This is a genomic window from Bradyrhizobium sp. ARR65, assembly GCF_000472385.1.
Classification (GTDB): domain Bacteria; phylum Pseudomonadota; class Alphaproteobacteria; order Rhizobiales; family Xanthobacteraceae; genus Bradyrhizobium.
On sequence record NZ_AWZU01000003.1, the window covers coordinates 249,873 to 269,899 of the forward strand.

The following is a 20,027-nucleotide window of genomic DNA, read 5'->3' on the forward strand; positions in this document are numbered from 1 at the left end:
CGGAAGGTTAAGATGCAGACTGTCGTTATTGTCATTCATCTCATGATCGTCATCGTGCTGATCGGCGCGGTGTTGCTGCAGAAATCCGAAGGCGGCGGACTCGGCATGGGCGGCGGGGCCGGTTTCATGTCCAGTCGCGGGACCGCAAATCTGTTGACCCGCACGACGGCGGTGTTGGCGGTGGGGTTCTTCGCGACCAGCCTGCTGTTGTCTTGGATCGCCAGCCTCGATCGTAAGCCGACCTCGATCCTCGGCGCCCAACCCGCCTCGCAGTCGCAGCCTGGCGGAGCAGCGCCGGTGGCGCCGCCGACCAGCGGTGGCGTGCTGGATACGCTCAAGAAGGCGGACGAACAGCAGCAGAAACAGGCACCCGCGGCGCCGCAGGCTCCGCAGTCACAATAAAGCAGAGTGGCCATGCAGGAGGACGGCTGGCATCCTGCATCAGAAATCACCATCAAGGTACTGGCAGCACTCTCTTTTTTCAGTCACCCACAGCCGCGCCGAAGTTTGGCCGCGGCGCGCGATTCGTTTTGGCGAATCGCGCCAACGGCGTTAAAGGTTAAGTCCCATGGCGCGGTACATTTTCATCACCGGCGGCGTGGTCTCCTCGCTCGGCAAGGGGCTTGCTTCAGCAGCACTGGGTGCGCTGTTACAGGCGCGGGGCTACAAGGTCCGGCTTCGCAAGCTCGATCCCTATCTCAATCTCGATCCCGGAACGATGTCGCCGTATCAGCACGGCGAAGTGTTCGTGACCGATGACGGGGCCGAGACCGATCTCGATCTCGGCCATTATGAGCGTTTCACGGGACGCCCGGCCACCAAGGCTGACAACATCACCACCGGGCGCATCTACCAGGACATCCTCACCAAGGAGCGGCGCGGCGATTATCTCGGCGCTACCATCCAGGTGGTGCCGCACGTCACCAATGCGATCAAGGAATTCATTCTCGACGGCAACGAGGGCTACGACTTCGTGCTGGTCGAGATCGGCGGCACGGTCGGTGACATCGAAGGCCTGCCGTTCTTCGAGGCGATCCGGCAACTCAAGAACGAATTGCCGCGCGACCACGCCGTCTACATTCACCTGACGCTGCTGCCCTATATCCCGAGCGCCGGCGAACTGAAGACCAAACCGACGCAGCATTCAGTCAAGGAATTGCGCTCGATCGGCATCCAGCCGGACATCCTGTTGTGCCGCACCGATCGGCCGATCCCCAAGGAGGAGCGGCGCAAGCTTGGCCTGTTCTGCAATGTGCGCGAGAGCGCCGTGATCGAGGCGCGCGACGTCGACAATATCTATGCGGTGCCTGAGGCCTATCACGCTGCTGGTCTCGACGACGAAGTGCTGGCCGCGTTCGGCATCGAGTCGCGCATTCCGCCGGCGCTGCAGAGCTGGCACACCATCAACGAGCGCGTCCGCAATCCGGAAGGCGATGTCACCATCGCGATCGTCGGCAAATATACCGGGATGAAAGATGCCTATAAGTCCCTGATCGAGGCGCTGTCGCACGGCGGCATCGCCAACAAGGTCAAGGTCAATCTCGACTGGATCGAGAGCGAGGTGTTCGAGAACGAGGATCCGGCGCCGTTTCTCGAGCATGTCAACGGCATCCTGGTCCCCGGCGGCTTCGGCCAGCGTGGCGCGGAAGGCAAGATCAAGGCCGCGCAATTCGCGCGCGAGCGCGACGTGCCCTATTTCGGCATTTGCTTCGGCATGCAGATGGCCGTGATCGAGGCCGCGCGCAATCTGGTCGGCATCGAGAAGGCCAATTCCACCGAATTCGGGCCGACGCCCGAGCCGCTGGTCGGCCTGATGACGGAGTGGCTGCGCGGCAACGAACTGGAAAAGCGGGCCAAGAATGGCGACCTCGGCGGCACCATGCGGCTAGGGGCCTATCCCGCGGTGCTCAAGCGCGGCAGCCGGGTATCTGAGGTCTATGGCGGGGCGACCGAGATTTCCGAGCGGCATCGCCACCGCTATGAAGTGAACATGGCCTACAAGGACCGGCTGGAGCAGCACGGGTTGAAATTCTCTGGCCTCTCGCCCGACGGCGTACTACCGGAGATCGTCGAGTATGAGGACCATCCCTGGTTCGTCGGCGTGCAATTCCATCCCGAGCTGAAATCGCGGCCGTTCGAACCGCATCCGCTATTTGCGTCCTTCATCCAAGCGGCCGTCGTGCAGAGCCGGCTTGTGTAATCTCTGGACCAGAGCTTGGACTGCTCGTGAGGACGGTACGTCGTGGCACCTCGCCGTTTTGCGCCACGAGCTTGCATTGCGGCCGTCTGGTCAATCGGTAGACCGCGGCGGGCGGGACGTTGAACATTGCGCGATCGACCAGCTTCGCGCGAAGCCCGAGCCGGTCGAGAACGGGTCTCGGCACCGGGCAAGTCATGCCGTAGGTGAACTGGTAGAACGCTCCGCCGGGACGCAGATAACTGAACGCGCCGCCAATGATCGACATGACCTTGCGGGTCGACATGTTGAGGAGCGGCAGACCGCTGACGACCGCACCGACCGGCGCGCCATCGAACAGCGGCTCGTCCGCGAGCCGCGCCGCATCCATCCACAGCACGCGTGCTCCGGGAAAGCGCAGTTGCAGGAGGCGCATGAAGTCGGAGCCATATTCGACGAGCGTCAAATCCTGCTGCCGAATGCCGCGCTTCAACAGTTGATACGTGAAAACGCCTGTGCCCGGTCCCAATTCCAGAATCGGGCCGCTCGCGGCCGTGATTTCGCGGGTAATGAGCTCGGCGAGCGCCGTGCCGGAGGGGGCGATTGCGCCGACCCGGCGAGGGGCCGACAGCCAGGCAAGGAAGAACGAGAAGAAATCGCAGGACATGGAAACTCCGGCAGTCGTCTGCTCTCGAATCCTGGTCGAGATGGAGCCCAAATCTCTTCGGCGTGCGTTGCGCCAGCATTGCGCGCTCGCGGCGAGCGCACATGACATCGAACTGGCTCTTGCATGCAGGCGTGATTGCTCTGCCGCGCCGGCGATGAGTGACTTACCGCGCGGCTTGGATCGGCCGTAAGCTCAATCGGAAGCAGGCGCCCTTGGATGGCGCATCAAACACGGTGATGCTGCCGCCGTGGAGATGGGCTATTTCGCGCACCAGGTTCAGCCCGAGGCCGGCGCCGCGGTTCAGCGGGTGCAGACGATAGAAGGGTTCGAAAACCAGCGCGCGGTGCTCGGGCGGAATGCCGGTCCCCTGATCCGATACTTCGATGGTCGCGGGCGGCGTCACGCAGATGCTGATCGTGCCCTGGCGGCCGCCGTGTTGGATCGCATTCTGCACCAGATTGATCACAGCCCGTTCCAGCGCATTCGCATCGCCGCAGCATTCGATGCGATCGGCCTCGGCGTTGAAGGCGAGCTCATATCCGGCTGCAATCGCGAGCGGCGCGAGGTCGGCGGCGGCGCGTTGCGCGAGCGCCACCAGGTCGACCAGGGCGAACGAATTTCGGTTCTGCTCGAGGCGCTGAATGTCAAGCAACTGGTCCGCCAGAGTGGCAAGGCGCGCCACATCTTCCAGCAGCCGAGCCCTTTCTGAACTCGGTGGCAGGGCCTCCAGCCGCGTGTTCAGGATGGCGATGGGGGTACGCAGCTCATGCGCGGCATCCGCGACGAAGCGCTGGTGACGCGCATAGCCTTCGTCGAGGCGGCTCAAAGCATCGTTGATGGTTGCTACCAATTGCGTGATCTCGGCCGGTACATGCGTCAGCGCCAGCCGCACGCCGCGTTGATGCGTATCGATCTGTCGGGCCTGATCCGCAACCAGAGAGAGCCCCGCAAGCGCGCGGCGCACCACGATCGGCGTTGCTATGAACGTTGCCAACGTCATCAGCAGAAAACCGGGCAGGGCGAGACCGAGAAACACCAGGATGGTTGCCAGCAACGCCTTGCGTCCGGATAGTTCGCCCTGTGTCGCCGTCAGGATCTGCACATTTCCGGCCGCGGTGTCGACGCGCTTCAGCCGCACCGGTGCCTTGCGCGGATCGTCGAAGAGCTGCCAACCGAGGCGCGCCTGGCTGATGTGGTCGAGGGCGGCCCCGATCTGGGTCATGTCCGGCGGCACCGCGCCTTCCGACAGCGAACCGCCCTGGCTGTCCCTGACCAGAAACCAGAGGTCAGGAATCTCGGATCGGATTCGCTGTAGTTCAGCCGTGGGCTGCAGAACGAGCCTGCCTGAGCCATCGCGCGCCACGGCCCGCTGCACGATGTCGATGACGTGATCCTCGTCGCGCGGCGCAAGTAGAAAGCCGGCTTGCCACAGCGTTCCGATCACAAGGAGGAGCAGGAGCGCCAGCAAGGCGGCCTGCAGCGGGATGAGCCCCCAGAGCAGCCGCGATCGAAGGGAGCGGGTCACGGTTGTCGTTTCAACAGATATCCGACCCCGCGAATGCCGCGGATCTCAACCGCGGCATTGGCTTCAGCCAGCTTGCGCCTGAGACGCGAGACGTGCGTATCAAGCGCGTTGGACTGTATCTCGTCGCTGAAGCCGTAGACGGCTTGTTCCAGCGTGGCGCGCAGCACGGTGCGGCTCATGCGCCGCAGCAGCATCTCGAGCACGAGCAGTTCACGTCGCGGCAGCTCGAGCCGGACCCCGTCGATGCTGGCCTCGCGATGACCGAAGTCGAATGACAGCCGGCCGGCGCGGATCACGTCCGGCTGCAGTCCGGCAGGCCGACGCAGCACGGCACGCAGCCGGGCCAGCAGCTCCTCGATCGCGAACGGTTTTGCCAGGTAATCGTCCGCGCCACGATCCAGGCCAGCAATCCGGTCGGCGAGTTCGCCGCGGGCCGTCAACACGATGATGGGAACGCCATCCGCCCGCGCCCTGAGCTTGGGGATCAAGGCGAGGCCGTCCCCGTCAGGAAGCTGGCGATCAAGCAGCACCGCGCCGTGCACCTCGCCGGAGACAGCCTCCTCCGCCTCGGCGAGCGTGGGGACGTGATCGACCACCATGTCGTAGTTCCTGAGCGCCGTGGCGAGCGCCGCAGCCATTTCCGGCTCATCTTCGACCAGCAGAATTCGCATCGCCTGGACCCACTTCTCACGAGCGATTTAGCACTAGCAACATTGCGGCAGCATTGCGTGGTATCGGGCTATCCAGGACATCGGGCGGCAGGGCAAGCTTCTCCGGAGGGGAGGCGGGCCAGCTATGCGACTGGCGCTGCGTCGTAGGGTGGGATTGGCTCAAGACAGGGCCCAATTCAATCGCTATAAACGCGCGCTCAAAAAGGGAGCGAAACCATGATCTACGAAATGCGTGTCTATCGTTGCCTGCCCGGCCGCCTGCCGGCGCTGCTCAAGCGCTTCGAGACGATCACGCTGAAGCTATGGGAGAAGCACGGCATCAAGCAGGCCGGCTTTTTCACGACGCTGGTCGGGGAATCGAACCAGGAACTGACTTATCTGTTGGCCTGGGAATCTCTGGCGGAGCGCGACAAGAAATGGACCGCATTCCAGACCGATCCGGAATGGATCGAGGCACGCGCCAAGACCGAAGCCGACGGCCAGATCGTGGGCAACATCGTGAACCAGCTCCTGGTGCCGACCGCATTTTCCGCGGTGAAGTAACGCCGCCAATGGACCGCGGGGTCCGATAAGGATTGATATCTTGGACGTCAAACATTCCGCAGCGCCGGTCGTCACGGTTGGTTCGGTCAGATTCGGCAATGACCTGCCGCTCTCGGTCATTGCCGGCCCGTGCCAGCTCGAAAGCCGTGCGCATGCCCTGGAAGTGGCGTCCGCGCTGAAGGAGATCGCCGCCCGGCTCGAAATCGGCCTCGTCTACAAGACCTCGTTCGACAAGGCCAACCGCACCAGTGCCTCCGCCGCCCGTGGCATCGGGCTGATACAGGCGCTGCCGATCTTCGCCGAAATCCGCGCCTCGCTCGGCTTGCCAGTGCTCACGGACGTCCACGAGGCTGTCCAATGCGCGGAAGTGGCCCAAGCGGTCGACGTCGTGCAGATCCCGGCCTTTCTGTGCCGGCAGACCGATCTCCTGCTCGCGGCGGCTGGGACCGGGAAGGTCGTCAACGTCAAGAAGGGTCAGTTCCTTGCGCCCTGGGACATGGCCAATGTGGTCGCGAAAATCACGGGGGCCGGCAATACAGACGTGCTCGTGACCGAGCGCGGCGTCTCCTTCGGCTACAACACGCTCGTGTCCGATATGCGCGCGCTGCCAATCATGGCGCGCACCACCGGCGCGCCCGTCATCTTCGATGCCACCCATTCGGTGCAGCAGCCGGGCGGGAAGGGGACCTCGTCGGGTGGCGAGCGTGAGTTCGTGCCGGTGCTGGCGCGCGCGGCGGTGGCGGTTGGCGTCGCCGGCGTCTTCATCGAGACCCATCCCGACCCCGACCACGCGCCCTCCGATGGTCCCAACATGGTGCCGCTCAACGCGTTCGAAGGCCTGTTGCGGCGCCTGATGGCTTTCGATGCGTTGGCCAAGGCCAAGTCAGAGCGAAGCAAGCCAGCGTAATGCATCAAACCGTCCAGCGGACACCGCACGATCAAGGCCTGCCGGCGGCAATCAACATCATCGCCCTGACCAGCTTTGCGGCAAGCCTCTCGGCGCGCGCGCTCGATCCGGTGCTGCCGCATGTCGCAGACGAGTTTTCGATCAGCATCGCGACAGCAGCAAGCTTTGCCTCCGCCTTCGCACTCACCTATGCGCTGGTGCAGCCCGTGCTTGGCGCGGCCGCCGACCTGTTCGGCAAAGCGCGGCTGATGATCGGCTGCTTGGCGCTGCTGGGCGTGGCCAGCATATTGGGCGCGCTATCGAACTCGTTTCTTCTGTTTTTCGCCACGCGCATTCTCGCCGGCATCGGCTCAGGCGGCGTGTTTCCGGTGGCGCTCGGGCTGACCAGCGACCTTGTCGCGCCCGACAAGCGGCAGGTCGCGATCGGACGGACGCTCGCGGGCTCGATGACCGGCAATCTGCTGGGAGCTTCCGTCTCGGGCCTGATCGGCGATTTCCTGGGTTGGCGCGGCGTGCTTGCCGTGCTTGGCGCGCTCGTCTTGCTTGCATCGATGGTCGTCGCCGCCGGCTTTCGCGGCGCCGCGTTGACCCATCCGCCCAAGACCAATCTCTCGTCGCTCAAACAGGGCTATCGCACGATCTTCACCAATCCCAACGCCCGGATCTGTTTTTCGGCCGTCTTCATCGAGGGCTGTTGCGTATTCGGGCTGTTTCCGTTCATCGCCGCGTTTCTGATGGATCTCGGCGTGACCTCGCTGTCCATCGCCGGGATCGTGATCGCGGGATTTGCGGTCGGCGGGCTCTTTTATACGCTGACCGTGTCGCACTTCCTGCCGAGGCTTAGCGTGAAGGGCATGATGATCGCGGGCGCGAGCCTCGTGGCCTTGCAGCTCATCGCGCTCGGCTTTGGGCCGGGGTGGAAAGTCCAGTTCCTCAACCTCTTGGCGATGGGTTGGGGCTTTTACATGATCCACGGCTGCCTGCAGGTGTTCGCCAGCGAGCTTTCGGTCGAAGCCCGCGCCACCGCAATGGCGCTGCATTCCTTTTTCTTTTTCATGGGGCAGACGGCCGGACCGATCGCCTATGGCTTCGGCCTGCAGCACGCCGGTAAGCTGCCTGTGCTATCGACGGCCGCCGCTATCATGGTCGTGCTTGGCTTGATTTGCGCGCGGCTGCTGCGGCCCCGTACGCCGGCCGATGCTGCCGGCAGACCCGACGTCAATCCCTGACGCTCAACCCCGTCCGCGCTTCAACCCCGCCCGCGATAGGGCGCGACGCCCTGGTCCGGAACCCAGAGGCCCTTTGGCAGTTTGCCGGCCTGCCAGAACACGTCGATCGGGATGCCACCGCGCGGATACCAGTAGCCGCCGATGCGCAGCCATTTCGGCTTGATCTCGGCTGATATCCGCTTTCCGATCATGACCGTGCAATCTTCGTGGAAAGCGCCATGATTACGGAAGCTTGCGACATAAAGCTTCAGTGATTTCGATTCCAGGAGCCATTGGCCGGGCGCGTAATCGATCACGAGATGCGCGAAGTCCGGCTGGCCCGTGACTGGGCAGATCGAGGTGAACTCGGGCACGGTGAAACGCACCAGGTAATCGGTGTCGCTCTGCGGATTGGGCACGCGGTCCAGCTTGGCCTCCTCCGGCGAGTGGGGCCATTCCACGGCGCGGCCGAGCTGCAGGCCGGCGAAATTTGCTGTTTTATTAGGCTTTTTGGACATGGGTCCCTCTTAACCAATCCGCTCCGCCGCGTCACGCGACCTTTTCCGCTCCGATGCGTTGCGCTAGAAGCTCGCCAACCCCAAGGTCCAGCATCCAAACGAGGCAATCATGACCGCTATCGTCGACATCATCGGCCGCGAAATTCTCGACAGCCGCGGCAACCCCACCGTCGAAGTGGATGTGGTGCTGGAGGATGGCTCGCTCGGGCGCGCCGCGGTGCCGTCGGGCGCTTCCACCGGCGCGCATGAGGCGGTGGAGTTGCGGGACGGCGAGAAGGCACGCTACCTCGGCAAGGGCGTGCAGAAGGCGGTCGCCGCCGTCAATGGCGAGATCTTCGAGGCGCTCGCCGATATGGAGGTCGAACAGCAGGTTCTGATCGATCAGACCATGATCGATCTGGACGGCACGCCGAACAAGAGCAGGCTGGGTGCCAATGCGATCCTCGGCGTCTCGCTTGCCTGCGCCAAGGCCGCGGCGGCATCCTTCGACATGCCGCTCTACCGTTATGTCGGCGGCACCTCGGCGCGGACTTTGCCGGTGCCGATGATGAATATCGTCAATGGCGGCGTGCATGCCGACAACCCGATTGACTTCCAGGAGTTCATGATCATGCCGGTGGGCGCGGCGACCTTCGCCGACGCGCTGCGCTGCGGATCGGAAATCTTCCACACGCTGCGTGCGGAGCTGAAGAAGGCCGGCCACAACACCAATGTTGGCGACGAGGGCGGCTTCGCGCCAAACCTGCCGTCGGCGGATGCCGCGCTCGAATTCGTGATGAGCGCGATCGGCAAGGCCGGCTACAAGGCGGGCCAGAACGTCATGCTGGCGCTGGACTGCGCGGCCACCGAGTTCTTCAAGGACGGCAACTATGTCTATGGCGGCGAGAACAAGACCCGCTCGCGCTCCGAGCAGGCCAAGTATCTCGCCGATCTCGTCTCGCGCTATCCGATCGTCTCGATCGAGGACGGCATGTCGGAAGACGACATGGAGGGCTGGAAGGAACTGACCGACATGATCGGCGGCAAGTGCCAGCTTGTCGGCGATGATCTCTTTGTCACTAATGTGAACCGCCTGGCTGATGGCATCAAGGCAGGCCGCGCCAATTCGATCCTGATCAAGGTCAACCAGATCGGCACACTGACCGAAACCCTCGCCGCCGTGGAATTGGCATTCAAGGCCGGTTACACCGCGGTGATGTCGCATCGCTCCGGCGAAACCGAAGACTCAACCATCGCCGATCTCGCCGTCGCCACCAATTGCGGTCAGATCAAAACCGGCTCGCTGGCGCGCTCCGATCGCACGTCGAAATACAACCAGTTGTTGCGCATTGAGCAGGAACTGGGCAAGCAGGCGAAGTATGCCGGCAGAGCGGCGCTGCGTGCGCTCGCCTAAACGAAAATAGAAACCTTCAGCGCATCGTCTCGTTTGAAGGCGAATGACGGGATTCCCCGGCTCGCGATCGCCTTTCCGAGGGTGTACATCAAATGCGCTGATGGAGAGCATCTGCAGTTCCGTACGCGGAACTGCAAATTGGGCGCGCAAAGGCTTCGAAAATGATTGCACTCTCGCGATCACTCGCGTTTCGAAATTTGCGCGGAACTCAATCGTTTTAAGGCGAACGTAACGCTTCGCGGTAACCGTCAGACAAAAGACAACGACAGACTTTAAAGCGTCTGTCGGGGCCAAGGACGGAATCCGCGCGTGGCAAATCTCTTCGACGTTCAGGGCTTCGGTGCATTGTCCGAGTGGAACGGGCAATTCTCCAGCGCTTCAGCAAATCAGGCCTTTCAGACCATCGCATCGCTCGGCTCGAACTCGGTCGAGCTGACTGTCCGCATCTGGACGGACAGCCACACCAGCAACGATGTGTTTGCCCAACCCCAAAAGACGGAAAGCGATGCAAGCCTGCTGGCAGGCTTTCAGGCGGCCGAAGCCGCCGGACTATCAGTCGTGTTCAAGGCGGCGATTTCGCCGCTGGACGGATCGTCGACCTATAGCCTCGCGCCGTCGGACGCTGCGACCTTCTTTGCCAACTACAAGGCGGAAATCGTCCATCTTGCCACGATTGCCCAAGAGGGTGGCGTCGCGACGTTCGCGATCGGCAACGAGATGGGGAGCCTGACGGGCGCGCAATATCGCTCCTATTGGACCGACATCATCGCCGCCGTCCGCCAAGTCTATCACGGAGAAATTACCTACGCCGCGGCGACCGACGAGGCGTCGCACGTCTCGTTCTGGGATCAAGTCGACACCATCGGTGTGAACACTTATCCGCCGCTGACCTCGAGCGAGACACCGACGGTTCAGGATCTCATCCATGCCTGGACTGAGGTTCCCTACAACCCGTATTACGCAGCCGCGTTCGAATACAAGTCTCCAGTGGATTTTCTGCACTCCCTCTCGGAGCAGTACAATAAACCGGTGCTGATGACGGAGATGGGTTATCGCAGCATCGAGGGTACCGCGATTTCCCCCTCATCGCTGAGCACCAACGTCACGGCCGACGCGAACGCGCAGGCGGACGCCTATAACGCATTCTTCCAGGTCTGGGCGACCCATGGCGGGAGCTGGCTGAAGGGCGTCGAGCTCTGGCAGTGGGATCTCAGCAATCAGTCCAACACCACCGGCTTCTCGCCGATGGGCAAGCCGGCCGAGACCCTGGTGTCGCAATATTTCCACGACCAGGGCTCCATTCCGAGCCTGACGATCAACGCGGCGCCGATTGCCGGTACCATCGATGTCGGCGACGGCAACAACGTGATCAACGCCAATCTGGGCAACAAGGTCATCCACGTCGGAGATGGCGACAACACCATCCACGCCGGGCCGACGACGTTGGCTCCGCTGCAGACCACGACGATCACGCTGACCGGCTGGGGCTCGGTGGTGAACGGCGTCGGCGCTCAGGCGCAAATTCTCGTCAACGGCCAGCCGGTTTCCGGTGTGTTCGAATTCACGCCCGCAACCGATCCGTCGGGCTACCAGACGTATACCGTCACCTTCGACAATTCCACGATCGGTCCGGTCAACAGCGTCGATATCGCGCTGCTGAATGCTACGTCGGGGCGCGCGCTGCATGTGAAGGATTTCTCCATCAATGGCGTCGCCCTGAGCCCAAGCGATGCCACCAATGCGAGCAGTCCCGGCACCTTCGACCTCTACGTCCGCACCATCCATTTCGACACCACGAGCCATCAGGACTGGTTTGTGGGCGATGCGACCGCCAACGATACGGTCTACGGCGGGGCAGGCAATGACGTGGTCTATGTCGGCGCCGGCAATGACACGATCGATGGCGGCGGCGGGACCAACACGGCCGTCTTCCAGGGGAATCTCGGCGACTACAGCATCAGCTTTGCCGGCAATGAGACGATCGTCACAGACAACGCCACCGGCGTCGTCGATCATCTGACGAACATCCAGTCCTTGCAGTTTGCCGACACCGCCGTCAACGCCGGCAATTTGGCAACGACAGCCGATCCCGGCGACTCCGTCCAGATCGCGGCCACCGCAGGAGGCACGACGACGGAAACCATTCGCCATACGGACGGCTCACGCGATCTCTACATCTCCGACATTATCGGCAAGGCGTACGCCGCCGAGCACGATACGATCAGCGCCAGCGGCGCGACCACGTTGATGGAGCGCTTCTTCGCCGGCGATCAGTTGGCATTCAAGCAGGTCGTCAACAGCGATGGTTCGGTCAGCACCGACACTTACGATGATGCGGGGCATCTGCTGCAATTCGCCGTCCGTCACGCCGACGGCTCCTACGATCAGTTCAATTTCAGCAGCAGCGGCGCGCTCACAAGCGAGACCGAGCGCGCCTCGGACGGCTCTCGGCAGATCGATACTTACGGCATCGCCGGCCAGGATTACACCGCACAGCACGTCGCAACCGATGCGTCCGGCCACAGCACGCTGGTCGAGCAGTATCGTAGCGATGGCTCGCTGCTTGACAAGCAGACGGTCGATGCGAGCGGCGTCAAGACGCTGGACCAGTATGACGCTTCCGGCCACCTGATGCAGGAAACCGTCACGCAAGCGGACGGCTCGGTCGTGCAGTCCATCTACGCATCGGACGGCACGCTGACCGGCGAAACCCAACGCCATGCCGATGGCTCGCGCGACATTTACACCTACGGAATTGTCGGCAAGGGCTACACGTCGCAGCACGTGTTCAACGATGCTTCGGGCCACAGCCTGCTCGTCGAGCAGTATCGCGGCAACGGCTCGCTGCTTGACAAGCAGACGGTCGATGCGAGCGGTATCAAGACGTTGGATCAGTATGACGGCTCCGGGCAACTGACTGAGCAAACCATCACGCAAACCGATGGCACCTTCGTGCAGTCCATCTACGCATCGGACGGCAGTCTTGCCGCGCAGACGAGCCGGCATCTCGATGGCAGCCGCACGGTGGACAGTTACGGCATCACGGGGCAAGCCTATTCGGCGCGGCACGATCTCATTGATCCGGCGGGACATACGGTCGCGACCACGTTCGACAACAAGGACGGCTCGCACACCATGATGGCCTATACGTCGGGCGTCACGCTGACCTCGACGGCGGGCAATGACGTGATGAACAGCGCAGGCGGCGATAATTTCGTCTTCACCCAGACCCAGCCGGCCGCACATGACGTCATCAACAATTTCAAGGTCGGCGATGCCTCGGGGCACGACGTGCTCGAGATATCGTCGGCGACGGCGAGCGATTTCGCACATCTTTCGGTAGAGGTCGTCGGGCACGACACCGTCATCGACCTCGGCCACGGCGCGTCCGTAACGCTTGCCGGCGTTACGTCGCCGCTCACCGCGCATGACGTGCTGATCGTCTGACCCCGGCCGTCACCGCCGCGGCCGGGATTGGGACACGCGCCACTTGCCCCTTGCTCGCGGTTGTCTTCAAACCTAATTGAAGGCGATCAGATTTGAAGCAGGGAGGATTCGATGGCGTCCGAAGGTGAGACCGGGCTGCAACTGCGCTCGTTGATCAAGAGCTCCGGCGAACTCGAGATTTCGTTGGCCGAAGCGCCGACTCCCGAACCCGGTCCGGACGAAGTCGTCGTCCGCGTCGAAGCAACGCCGATCAATCCCTCCGACATCGGGCTTCTGATCGGCGCCGCCGACCTCGCCACGGCCAAGGCTTCCGGCAGCAAGGAGCGGCCGGTGATCACGGCAAAAGTCCCGCAAGCCGCCATGAGCGGAATCGCGGCGCGGCTCGATCAATCCATGCCGGTCGGCAATGAGGGCGCGGGCGTCGTGATCAGGACCGGCTCGTCAGATGCCGCGAAAGCGCTGATGGGCAAGACCGTGTCGATGATCGGCGGCGCCATGTATGCACAATATCGCTGCATCAAGGCGAGCGACTGCATGGCCTTGCCGGCCGGGACGACGGCGGCCGAAGGCGCGTCCTGGTTCGTCAATCCGTTCACCGCGCTCGGCATGACCGAGACCATGCGGCGCGAAGGGCACAAGGCGCTGGTGCACACCGCGGCCGCCTCCAATCTCGGGCAGATGCTCAACAAGATCTGCCTCAAGGACGGCATTCCCCTGGTGAACATCGTGCGCAAGGCGGAACAGGCGGAGATTTTGCGCAAGATCGGCGCAAAACATGTAGTGGATTCCTCCTCGCCGAACTTCATCGACGATTTGACCAACGCCCTGCAAGAGACCGGGGCGACGATTGCCTTCGATGCGATCGGCGGCGGCAAGCTCGCCGGCCAAATTCTCAACTCCATGGAAGCCGCCATCAACCGCGACGCCAAGGCCTACAGCCGCTACGGCTCGAACGTGCACAAGCAGGTCTACATCTATGGCAGCCTCGATCCGGGGCCGATCGAATTGCATCGCGGCTTTGGCATGGCCTGGGGCGTCGGCGGCTGGCTGCTGTTTCCCTTCCTGATGAAAATTGGGCCGGACGGAATACAGAAGCTGCGCGAGCGCGTGGCGAGCGAGCTCAAGACCACCTTCGCCAGCCATTACACCAAGACCGTGTCATTATCCGAGGCGCTCGACCTATCCAATCTCGGCCTTTACGCCAAGCGCGCCACCGGCGAGAAATTCCTGATCAATCCGCACAAGGCCGGATGAAGCGCCTCCTGGCGGTGTTTCGAGCCGGCGCGCATGCAGGCAAACAGGAAACATGCGCACGGCAAAATGCCGGGGTTGGACAAGGAGAAGCGCCTGGCACCAACTCGATCGCAACGCCCGGGCCGCCCGTTTCCCCTTGCAACAGCGCAGTTTTGCAAACGCTGCGTTTCTGAAATTGCTCGATCCATGCACTTGCATGTTCCTGATCGGGCGGTTTAAGTGCGCGCCCAGCCGGTTCCTCAACCTCCAAGAAGGGAATTTCTATGGTCCACCAGATCGTCACCCTCGTCGGCAGCCTGCGCAAAGAGAGCTTTTCGCTGAAGATCGCCAATGCGCTGGCCAGGCTTGCCCCCGCAACGCTCAGGCTCGAGGTGATCACGCCGGCCGGCATCTCCTTCTTCAACCAGGATCTCGAGGCAAACCCGCCGGCCGACTGGCTGACCTTCCGCGAAAAGCTGCAGGCATCGAACGGCGTGCTGTTCGTGACGCCGGAATACAACCGCTCGATCCCCGGCGTGCTGAAAAATGCGATCGACGTCGGATCGCGCCCCTATGGCAAGAGTTCGTTCAACGGCAAGCCGGTCGGCATCGTCTCGAACTCGCCGGGACCCCTCGGCGGCGTCAGCGCGGCCAAGCATTTGCAGAACATCCTGCCGGGCATTTGCGGGCCGATCCTGCAACAGCCGGAAATCTATCTGAACGGCGTGGGCGATGCCTTCGACGAGAAGGGCGAACTGCTGAAGGAGTCGCTGAAGACAGTGCTGCAGCAATATATCAACGCGTTCGCGGCCCACATCGAGAAGCACAACAAGTAAGAGGTGCGCGGCGGGCGCGGCGGTATCCTTAGCGGTCCGTTAACCGGACCGCCGCATGCTGTCGCGCATGGTCTCCCGCGCACGCCTCAAATCATTCCTGACCGGCCTTGCCCTCTACACCATGGCCGCTGCCATGATCGGCTATTTCTGGGTCAACGCCTATACCGGGCGCTATGGTCTCAACGCGCGACAGGAACTCGACCAAGAGATCATCGCGCTGACCTCCGAGCTTGCGCGGTTGAAGCAGGAGCGGGCCGAGGGCGAAAAACGCGTCTCGCTGTTGCGCTCGGACCGGGTTGATCCGGACATGCTGGACGAGCGCGCCCGCTACCAGCTTGACTATGTCAATCCGCATGATCTGGTGCGGATGACCCATCCGAAGTAAATTGGCGTGCGGATCCCGAAGCGGACGCTTTAATTGATCCGTCACCCTGTGAGGCGTCTCCGCGCAGCGGAGGCCTCGAAGGGCGACGGCCCGGCTGCTGCCGCGGGGGCGTTCATCCTTCGAGGCTCGCTGACGCTCACGCCTCCAGCGACAAACGGCATAGCCGTTTGCGCGGGATGACGGGGCAGACGTCGGGATGGGATCTCCGCAGTTGTGATAGACTTCGATTTGCCCTCGGTTCCGAATTTGACCCAGATCAAACGGTGCGGGTATGGCTGCCCTAGCAATTGCCTTTCGAAGGAGCTCTTGGGAGGAGCGCCAAACACGATGAAAGAGCGCCAGCTCGCGCATCACGCGGCGTTGGTCGAAGCCGCGATCGCATCAGGCCATGCGGCCAAATCTGCCGTGGTGGCATCATGGTGCCGTTCGTCCCGATTTCATCGGCTCGATCCCGCCGGCAGCCGGCCACCGCTGAGACTGACCGGAGCCGAACTCGGTCGGGCGCGGGAGAGAGCCGCCCCGCTATTGCAAGCAGCCCGGCCGATCATGGATCGGCTCTACCAGGCGGTCGGCGCGGCGGGGTGCTGCGTTCTGCTCGCGGCCCAGGATGGTGTGCCTGTCGAGCGCCGCGGCTCTCCGGCCGACGACGCCACTTTCGACTCCTGGGGCCTGTGGACCGGCGCGATCTGGAGCGAGGAGCATGAAGGCACCAACGGCATCGGCACCTGCCTGGTCGAAAGGCGGCCGCTGACGATCGATCGCGACCAGCATTTCTTCACCCGCAACACACTACTGAGCTGCACGGCCGCGCCGATCTACGATCAGGACGCGAAGCTCGCCGGCGTGCTCGACGTCTCCTCCTGCCGCGCCGACCGCACCGAGGCGTTCGCCGATCTGATCACGCTTGCCGTTGGAGAAGCGGCCCGCCGTATTGAATCTGATATGTTCAGAGCGGCCTTCCCGAAGGCGCGAATTGTTCTGGTGCCGGCGCTCGACGGCCATGGCGGAGGACTGCTTGCGGTCGACGCCGACGATCTCGTGATTGGCGCCACGCGCTCGGCGCGCGCGGCGTTGGGTGTTGCGCCCGACCGCGCATTTCAGCCGATCCCGGCGGCCGATCTCCTGGGGGGCGCAGGCGCGGCGCTTGAGCAGTTCAGCGATGGCGAGCGCGGTGTGCTGCAACGCGCGTTGCTGCGCGCTGGCGGCAATGTCTCTGCCGCTGCCAAGGCGCTCGGCGTCAGCCGCGCGACGCTCCACCGCAAGCTGAAGCGGTTCGGCCTCAAGCCGGATTGAGCGGCCTCACGCTCTCCTGACATGCCCCGAGAAAACGGGGTATCCAGTAGCCTGTGCTTTCTCCTTCCATCCTGACGTCTCTGGAATGCTGGATCGCCCGCCGTTGCGGGCGATGACAGCGGAAGATTTGGCCGTCTTACAGGACCGCACCTCGGATGGGTGAGCGCGCGCAAAAACTGTCGCAGATCTGCGACAGTTCCAGCCCGTCAGCCGCCGCACCCGGGCTGACAGTTACGCCCTCCCGCGAGATCGTTCGCCACGTCGCAAGGCGACAAACGATGCAACAAAACAGCGGGAGTAGACACGCCATGAACAAGCCGGAATTTCTGACGACGACCAAGGCGCCCTTCGCTGAGCGCTACGATAATTTCATCGGCGGCAAATGGGTCGCGCCGCACTCGGGCAAATATTTCGACAACATCTCGCCGGTGACCGGCCAGGTCGTCTGCAAGATCGCGCGCTCGGATGCGCAGGACGTCGAAGCCGCGCTCAATGCGGCCCATGCTGCGAAGGACGCCTGGGGCAAGACCAGCGTCGTCGAGCGCGCCATCATTCTCAACCGCATCGCCGATCGTATGGAAGCCAATCTCGAGCGCCTTGCCGTGGCGGAGACCTGGGATAACGGCAAGCCGATCCGCGAGACCCGCGCCGCCGACCTGCCGCTGGCCATCGACCACTTCCGCTACTTTGCCGGCGTGGTGCGCGGGCAGGAGGGCACTCTGGCCGAGATCGATCAGGACACTGTGGCCTATCACTTCCACGAGCCGCTGGGTGTGGTCGGCCAGATCATCCCCTGGAACTTCCCGCTGCTGATGGCGTGCTGGAAACTCGCGCCGGCGCTCGCGGCCGGCAATTGCGTCGTGCTCAAGCCCGCCGAACAGACGCCGGCATCGATCATGGTCTGGATCGAGCTCGTTGCCGATCTCTTGCCGCCCGGCGTCGTCAATATCGTCAACGGCTTTGGCCTGGAAGCCGGCAAACCGCTCGCCTCAAGTCCGCGGATCGCCAAGATCGCGTTCACCGGCGAGACCACGACGGGGCGGCTGATCATGCAGTATGCCAGCCAGAACCTGATCCCGGTGACGCTCGAGCTCGGCGGCAAATCGCCCAACATCTTCTTCAAGGATGTCGCCGCCGAGAACGACGACTTCTTCGACAAGGCGATCGAAGGCTTTGTGATGTTCGCGCTCAACCAGGGCGAGGTCTGCACCTGCCCAAGCCGGGCGCTGGTGCACGAAGATATCTTCGACAAGTTCATGGAGCAGGCGCTCGGCCGTGTCGCGGCGATCAAGCAGGACGATCCGCGCAACCCCGCGACCATGATCGGGGCGCAGGCCTCCAATGAGCAGCTCGAGAAGATCCTCTCCTACATCGATATCGGTCAGCAGGAGGGGGCGAAGCTGCTGGCCGGCGGCAAGCGCGCGCAGCTCGGCGGCGATCTCGCGGGCGGCTTCTATGTCCAGCCCACGGTATTTCAGGGCAACAACCGGATGCGCATCTTCCAGGAGGAGATTTTTGGACCGGTGGTCTCGGTCACGACGTTCAAGACCGACGAGGAGGCGCTTTCGATCGCCAACGATACGCTCTACGGCCTGGGCGCCGGCGTCTGGAGCCGCGATGCCAATCGCTGCTACCGGTTCGGTCGCGCGATCCAGGCGGGGCGAGTGTGGACGAACTGCTACCACGCCTATCCGGCGCATGCCGCCTTCGGCGGCTACAAGCAGTCGGGCATCGGACGCGAGACGCACAAGATGATGCTCGATCATTATCAGCAGACCAAGAACCTCCTGGTCAGCTACAGCGCGAAGAAGCTGGGCTTCTTCTAAGGCCATTCTTCGTTCCCCGGAGTTTTCTCCCAGACTTTCTCCCGAACTTGGGTCCGGCGGTGCGGCGCGAGAGCGCGGTACCGCCGGTTTTTTCTCTTTGTTGACTATACGCTCCAAGTCGCGCGGCAGCGGCTCGCCTGAGAGGCGGGGCGAGCAAGCGTGTCACGGCTTTGCGATCTGCCTCGTTCCTGAGCAATTGAATATCGCAAGCGGGCGGGAGTCTTTTCAAAACTTTCACCTGCGCTGCACTGCGGCATAGCAAAACTTTTGCCGCGGCACGGCAATCCTTCCACCCCGGTTTGAGTTGGGTTAGAGAGGGCGCATCCATTCTCCCCCTGAAGCCGGAATCGCCATGGCCGCACCCAAGAAAAGCGCTGCAAAAGAACTGAACGCGGAAAAAGGAGAGGGCGCGGTCGCGGAGTTCACAAAAGAACAGGAACTGAGGGCCCTGCGGGACATGCTCCTGATCCGGCGCTTTGAGGAAAAGGCCGGCCAGCTCTACGGCATGGGTGCGATCGGTGGGTTCTGCCACCTCTACATCGGCCAGGAAGCCGTCGTGGTCGGCATGCAGATGGCCCTGAAGCTGGGCGATGAGGTCATCACCGGATACCGGGACCATGGACACATGCTCGCCTGCGGCATGGACCCCAAGGGCGTCATGGCCGAGCTGACGGGGCGTCGTGGCGGCTATTCCAAGGGCAAGGGCGGGTCCATGCACATGTTCAGCATGGAGAAGAACTTCTTCGGCGGCCATGGCATCGTCGGTGCCCAGGTGTCACTCGGCACCGGGCTCGCTTTTGCGAATCGCTATCGTGGTAACGACTTCGTCAGCATCACCTATTTCGGTGACGGCGCGGCCAACCAAGGCCAGGTCTACGAAAGCTTCAACATGGCGGAGCTTTGGAAGCTGCCGGTCGTCTATGTCATCGAGAACAATCGTTACGCTATGGGCACCTCGGTGACGCGGGCCTCCGCGCAATCCGATTTCTCCAAGCGCGGCGCCTCCTTCAATATCCCCGGCGAGCAGGTGGACGGCATGGACGTCCGCGCGGTCAAGGCCGCCGGCGACAAGGCGATCGCCTGGTGCCGCGCCGGCAAGGGGCCCTACATCCTGGAGATGCAGACCTACCGTTATCGTGGCCACTCGATGTCCGATCCCGCCAAATACCGAACGCGCGAGGAGGTCGAGAAAGTTCGCCACGAGCATGATCCGATCGAGCAGGTCCGCAACCGCCTGTTGGCGGCGAAGGTCAGCGAAGACGAGCTGAAGGCGATCGACGCCGAGGTTCGCGAGATCGTCAACGCAGCGGCCGACTTCGCCCAGCACGATCCCGAGCCCGATGCATCCGAGCTTTACACCGACGTCTATCGCTGATTAAGCGCACGCGAAGCCCATCCG

Annotated in this window: 17 protein-coding genes; 13 read left to right on the plus strand and 4 right to left on the minus strand. The window is 62.9% G+C overall.

Features of this window, described 5'->3' with window-relative positions; genetic code table 11:
• Positions 1-12: 12 nt before the first annotated feature.
• A complete protein-coding gene (gene secG, locus F758_RS0105750) occupies positions 13-402 on the plus strand; it encodes a preprotein translocase subunit SecG (RefSeq protein ID WP_024506965.1) in 390 nt (129 codons plus the stop codon).
• A gap of 166 nt (positions 403-568) precedes the next feature.
• Positions 569-2,200 (plus strand): CTP synthase, encoded by a 1,632-nt coding sequence (gene pyrG / locus F758_RS0105755; protein ID WP_024506966.1) that lies wholly within the window; start codon positions 569-571, stop codon positions 2,198-2,200.
• On the opposite strand, the gene F758_RS0105760 is transcribed toward pyrG, so the two are convergent.
• From F758_RS0105760 to F758_RS0105770, 3 genes are all read right to left on the minus strand, one after another.
• Positions 2,163-2,843, minus strand: coding sequence for a class I SAM-dependent methyltransferase (locus F758_RS0105760; protein WP_024506967.1), 681 nt, complete (start codon positions 2,841-2,843; stop codon positions 2,163-2,165). The genes pyrG and F758_RS0105760 overlap by 38 nt on opposite strands.
• A gap of 163 nt (positions 2,844-3,006) precedes the next feature.
• Entirely contained in the window at positions 3,007-4,368 is a 1,362-nt protein-coding gene (locus tag F758_RS0105765; RefSeq protein ID WP_024506968.1) for a sensor histidine kinase, read from the minus strand.
• Complete coding sequence (locus F758_RS0105770) at positions 4,365-5,039, minus strand: response regulator transcription factor (RefSeq protein WP_024506969.1); 675 nt, start codon at positions 5,037-5,039, stop codon at positions 4,365-4,367. The genes F758_RS0105765 and F758_RS0105770 overlap by 4 nt, the downstream gene beginning before the upstream one ends.
• A 216-nt stretch (positions 5,040-5,255) precedes the next feature.
• Between F758_RS0105770 and F758_RS0105775 the strand changes: the two genes are divergently transcribed.
• The 3 genes from F758_RS0105775 to F758_RS0105785 are packed head-to-tail and all read left to right on the plus strand — an operon-like array spanning position 5,256 to position 7,718.
• Positions 5,256-5,582, plus strand: a complete 327-nt coding sequence (locus F758_RS0105775) for an NIPSNAP family protein (protein ID WP_024506970.1) — start codon at positions 5,256-5,258, stop codon at positions 5,580-5,582.
• A 40-nt stretch (positions 5,583-5,622) separates the two neighbouring features.
• Positions 5,623-6,489 carry a 3-deoxy-8-phosphooctulonate synthase gene (kdsA, locus tag F758_RS0105780; protein ID WP_024506971.1) on the plus strand — a complete coding sequence of 289 codons (867 nt, stop codon included), beginning with the start codon at positions 5,623-5,625 and terminating at the stop codon, positions 6,487-6,489.
• Positions 6,489-7,718, plus strand: coding sequence for an MFS transporter (locus F758_RS0105785; protein WP_024506972.1), 1,230 nt, complete (start codon positions 6,489-6,491; stop codon positions 7,716-7,718). Before kdsA ends, F758_RS0105785 begins: the two co-directional genes overlap by 1 nt.
• A 20-nt stretch (positions 7,719-7,738) precedes the next feature.
• Here F758_RS0105785 and queF read toward each other — a convergent pair whose 3' ends face one another.
• On the minus strand, positions 7,739-8,215 hold the full coding sequence (queF, locus tag F758_RS0105790; RefSeq protein WP_024506973.1) for a preQ(1) synthase: 477 nt from the start codon (positions 8,213-8,215) through the stop codon (positions 7,739-7,741).
• A gap of 109 nt (positions 8,216-8,324) precedes the next feature.
• On the opposite strand from queF, the gene eno reads away from it, so the two are divergent.
• The 8 genes from eno to pdhA all read left to right on the plus strand — a co-directional run bounded on the left by eno (position 8,325) and on the right by pdhA (position 20,003).
• Positions 8,325-9,608 (plus strand): phosphopyruvate hydratase, encoded by a 1,284-nt coding sequence (gene eno, locus F758_RS0105795; RefSeq protein WP_024506974.1) that lies wholly within the window; start codon positions 8,325-8,327, stop codon positions 9,606-9,608.
• Positions 9,609-9,917: 309 nt separating this feature from the next.
• Positions 9,918-13,055, plus strand: coding sequence for a glycoside hydrolase family 113 (locus tag F758_RS46325; protein ID WP_024506975.1), 3,138 nt, complete (start codon positions 9,918-9,920; stop codon positions 13,053-13,055).
• A gap of 111 nt (positions 13,056-13,166) precedes the next feature.
• Positions 13,167-14,309: a zinc-binding dehydrogenase gene (locus tag F758_RS0105805; protein WP_024506976.1), complete on the plus strand. Its 1,143-nt coding sequence runs from the start codon at positions 13,167-13,169 to the stop codon at positions 14,307-14,309.
• 263 nt (positions 14,310-14,572) lie between these two features.
• Positions 14,573-15,124: an NADPH-dependent FMN reductase gene (locus F758_RS0105810; RefSeq protein WP_024506977.1), complete on the plus strand. Its 552-nt coding sequence runs from the start codon at positions 14,573-14,575 to the stop codon at positions 15,122-15,124.
• A 67-nt stretch (positions 15,125-15,191) separates the two neighbouring features.
• The gene (locus F758_RS0105815; protein ID WP_024506978.1) at positions 15,192-15,509 is read left to right on the plus strand and encodes an FtsB family cell division protein; all 318 of its coding nucleotides are present in this window, start codon (positions 15,192-15,194) and stop codon (positions 15,507-15,509) included.
• A 327-nt stretch (positions 15,510-15,836) separates the two neighbouring features.
• Entirely contained in the window at positions 15,837-16,802 is a 966-nt protein-coding gene (locus tag F758_RS0105820; protein WP_024506979.1) for a GAF domain-containing protein, read from the plus strand.
• A 308-nt stretch (positions 16,803-17,110) separates the two neighbouring features.
• The gene (gene adh, locus F758_RS0105825; protein WP_024506980.1) at positions 17,111-18,628 is read left to right on the plus strand and encodes an aldehyde dehydrogenase; all 1,518 of its coding nucleotides are present in this window, start codon (positions 17,111-17,113) and stop codon (positions 18,626-18,628) included.
• Between the two features lie 352 nt (positions 18,629-18,980).
• Positions 18,981-20,003: a pyruvate dehydrogenase (acetyl-transferring) E1 component subunit alpha gene (gene pdhA, locus F758_RS0105830; protein ID WP_024506981.1), complete on the plus strand. Its 1,023-nt coding sequence runs from the start codon at positions 18,981-18,983 to the stop codon at positions 20,001-20,003.
• Positions 20,004-20,027 lie beyond the last annotated feature (24 nt).

Excerpts from the sequence above, each read along its gene's own strand:
- secG (WP_024506965.1), top strand. The coding sequence starts at position 13 with ATGCAGACTGTCGTTATTGTCATTCATCTCATGATCGTCATCGTGCTG.
- pyrG (WP_024506966.1), top strand. The coding sequence starts at position 569 with ATGGCGCGGTACATTTTCATCACCGGCGGCGTGGTCTCCTCGCTCGGC.
- F758_RS0105760 (WP_024506967.1), bottom strand. The coding sequence starts at position 2,843 with ATGTCCTGCGATTTCTTCTCGTTCTTCCTTGCCTGGCTGTCGGCCCCT.
- F758_RS0105770 (WP_024506969.1), bottom strand. The coding sequence starts at position 5,039 with ATGCGAATTCTGCTGGTCGAAGATGAGCCGGAAATGGCTGCGGCGCTC.
- F758_RS0105775 (WP_024506970.1), top strand. The coding sequence starts at position 5,256 with ATGATCTACGAAATGCGTGTCTATCGTTGCCTGCCCGGCCGCCTGCCG.
- F758_RS0105785 (WP_024506972.1), top strand. The coding sequence starts at position 6,489 with ATGCATCAAACCGTCCAGCGGACACCGCACGATCAAGGCCTGCCGGCG.
- queF (WP_024506973.1), bottom strand. The coding sequence starts at position 8,215 with ATGTCCAAAAAGCCTAATAAAACAGCAAATTTCGCCGGCCTGCAGCTC.
- eno (WP_024506974.1), top strand. The coding sequence starts at position 8,325 with ATGACCGCTATCGTCGACATCATCGGCCGCGAAATTCTCGACAGCCGC.
- F758_RS0105805 (WP_024506976.1), top strand. The coding sequence starts at position 13,167 with ATGGCGTCCGAAGGTGAGACCGGGCTGCAACTGCGCTCGTTGATCAAG.
- F758_RS0105810 (WP_024506977.1), top strand. The coding sequence starts at position 14,573 with ATGGTCCACCAGATCGTCACCCTCGTCGGCAGCCTGCGCAAAGAGAGC.
- F758_RS0105815 (WP_024506978.1), top strand. The coding sequence starts at position 15,192 with ATGGTCTCCCGCGCACGCCTCAAATCATTCCTGACCGGCCTTGCCCTC.
- F758_RS0105820 (WP_024506979.1), top strand. The coding sequence starts at position 15,837 with ATGAAAGAGCGCCAGCTCGCGCATCACGCGGCGTTGGTCGAAGCCGCG.
- adh (WP_024506980.1), top strand. The coding sequence starts at position 17,111 with ATGAACAAGCCGGAATTTCTGACGACGACCAAGGCGCCCTTCGCTGAG.
- pdhA (WP_024506981.1), top strand. The coding sequence starts at position 18,981 with ATGGCCGCACCCAAGAAAAGCGCTGCAAAAGAACTGAACGCGGAAAAA.